The sequence below is a fragment of the Citrobacter sp. S55_ASV_140 genome (assembly GCF_018919505.1).
GTDB classification, from domain to species: Bacteria; Pseudomonadota; Gammaproteobacteria; order Enterobacterales; family Enterobacteriaceae; genus Citrobacter; species Citrobacter werkmanii.
Genome location: NZ_JAHLQZ010000330.1, coordinates 1 through 2,493, shown reverse-complemented (window position 1 = coordinate 2,493; position 2,493 = coordinate 1). Strand labels below are relative to the sequence as shown.

Genomic DNA, 2,493 nt, shown 5'->3' with positions numbered 1-2,493 from the left:
GATTATGGTGACGAAATATTTTACAGATCTCGGCACCAGCTATCTTGAGCAGGCAATGATGGCGAGTTTTATTGAGGATGGGCATTATGCCAGTCATGTGCGTCGAATTCGCAAGACGTGTTATGAAAGAAGAACTGCGCTGGTCAATGCTATTCAAGAATACCTTGCTGATAAAATGATTGTTCAGCCTTCTGACTCTGGCGTTCATATTGTGTGCTGGCTACAAAACGGATTGATCGGAAATGATGTCGAGGAAAAAGCCAGAGCACTGGGGATGGGAATACTATCACTGAGCCGTTATTACCAGGGAGATATCAGCCGACAGGGGATTTTGATTGGTTTTGCAAATCACCCGGCAGAGGCACTTGTTGATGGGATACGTCGTCTGGCTCAGGTTATTTAAATAATAATTTGTTCAGAACGTCTTAATGTTGTTTGCCATGCAAAGTATGGTTATGAAGCGTACTGCAAAGCGAGCGATTTTCGTGACTAGACATATCTGGCGGCATGGCCTTTTGAAACTTTTGACGCCTTCCTGGATTATGTAAAAAACATGCAAGAACAGACAGATCCGAGGCATTGATGGTGAGTACCTGACACCGCGACCGGCCTACGATATGTGGCTCAATGAGCGTAATTTCGATAGCCTGAGACGGCAGATTAAACGTCCTGGTGAGCTGATGGAAAGGAGCAGGTTTGAGGTCATTTAAAGGCGACTCCCCAATATAGCCTTCAGGGGAGTACCATTTCGACTGAAATGAGGGTTTTCACTGAAAATGCTCACCTATGTCAATCTCATGATCAAGCATCTGAATAAGAAATAGTAGATTTCGGCTATTTTCTTTTTTGGCGCGGTTAGCTGGAAGCTCCTTTTTTTGATTGCGTTTATCATCTGGTTTGTATTGTTGTAATATAGATTTCACAAAAACACCACGATAAACATCATAGCTACTTGTTCCCATTCCTAAATGATGAAATCCTTTGAGTTTATATAAACTTACTGTTTTTATATTAATGCTTAATATTTGCGCAATTTTTTTCACTGATAAACCACATGCCAGCAAGAGTAATACTCTTCTCGGTTGCTTTCCTATTCCATAATTTGAAAGTGTCTGGTAAATATAGCTATTGACATGATAAATTAAATCATCAGTATTTGATGGAATAGGGTGACGATATTTTTTAATAATATCAGAGCTATCAAGTTTTGAAATGATAAGGCTTGATAACATCGGGATGATTTGTTTTGGTGTTTTATGCATATATTCAATAAATTCAATATCTGTCGGGAAAAAGTAGAGTGGAACTACGCGATCGGCATAGTTAAATTTTTGACCGAAAAATAGTATTCGTCGTTGCTGTAGATGAGGAGATAATCTGGATAATAACAGAATACTCTCATGTGGAAGTATTCCAAGAATTACTGGCGCAGTGGTATACACCTCCAATAATTCTACGAGTGATTGTGGTGAGAAGCAGGTCTTAATCTGGGTATCGGGAAATACCTGGCTATACAACTCCTCGATTGCATAAGTTTCAGGCCATTGTAGTGCATATACGATCAGAAATTCGCTATAGCTAATATTATTCATCTTCTCCCCCCATTTTTGTATTCCGCATCATGACAAGGGTATGCCATATATCGTTGTTACCCGACATACCATTTCCAACTCGTGAACGATAAGATCCCATAATAGTTCTCCGGGGTTTTGCATTTGATGGGGGCGACTTTTTTATCTTGTTCTTCACTGATTCGATCATGACGCGTTCCACCCATATTTCATTACATGGATGGCGCATTCCTGGCTGTATCTGCTGTCGTGATCGAAAATGAATAGAGTTAGGGCGACTTATTATATATGATAACTGGAAAGAGGCCCTTCGTTTAGGCATCGCAAAAGCCTTAGCAATGTCGTTGCGATTCACCCATTTTTTTTGTTGCTGACACCATAGAGCAATAATTATGTATAGTGGTTGCTTTGAGTATTGTGAAACGCTGTCAGGTATAATTACATTGTGATAATTTATATTTCTGAGTGATTCGTTTTTCATGCTATTATCCTATTTAAGACAGCGAGAGTGTTTAAATCGTTATAATTTGTTAAGTTTTTATATTGACTGATTTTTGGGTAGGGTTATATTAATGGGGTTGGATGTAAACATTTGTTTTAAGTCAATGTCCAGGTTTTGTTCGCTATGTTCTGTTGTGTCTGTACTTATGCTATCAATTAAATGGCGAATAATAACGTACAAAACTGGCATGCAATAGATGTCACCTTTCATACCTTCTTTTACTATTATCCTGCCACTTGTTCTAAAACAACTAAAAAGAAGTTGTCCATTAAATTGATTATTAATTAAATCAATAATCAATTTAATTTCAAATTTATTATTATCTGGAGATAGTAATAATTCCATTAGCTTTAATAATCGATTTATTTTTCTGTCACCAATAATTTTTCTCCACTGATTGAATTTGCCAACATTCATATC

Annotated in this window: 3 protein-coding genes and 1 pseudogene; 1 reads left to right on the top strand and 3 read right to left on the bottom strand. The window is 37.7% G+C overall.

From position 1 onward, the window contains the following. Window positions 1-403, top strand: a pseudogene (locus KQJ18_RS23315) (PLP-dependent aminotransferase family protein); the annotation flags it as partial. Between the two features lie 364 nt (window positions 404-767). Here the strand turns inward: KQJ18_RS23315 and KQJ18_RS23310 are convergent. From KQJ18_RS23310 to KQJ18_RS23300, 3 genes are all read right to left on the bottom strand, one after another. After that, window positions 768-1,592: a LuxR C-terminal-related transcriptional regulator gene (locus KQJ18_RS23310; RefSeq protein ID WP_193156911.1), complete on the bottom strand. Its 825-nt coding sequence runs from the start codon at window positions 1,590-1,592 to the stop codon at window positions 768-770. Further along, on the bottom strand, window positions 1,585-2,052 hold the full coding sequence (locus KQJ18_RS23305) for a CaiF/GrlA family transcriptional regulator (RefSeq protein WP_121528638.1): 468 nt from the start codon (window positions 2,050-2,052) through the stop codon (window positions 1,585-1,587). Before KQJ18_RS23305 ends, KQJ18_RS23310 begins: the two co-directional genes overlap by 8 nt. Before the next feature lie 57 nt (window positions 2,053-2,109). Next, a partial coding sequence (locus tag KQJ18_RS23300) for a hypothetical protein (protein WP_216422868.1) occupies window positions 2,110-2,493 on the bottom strand: 384 nt, incomplete at its 5' end.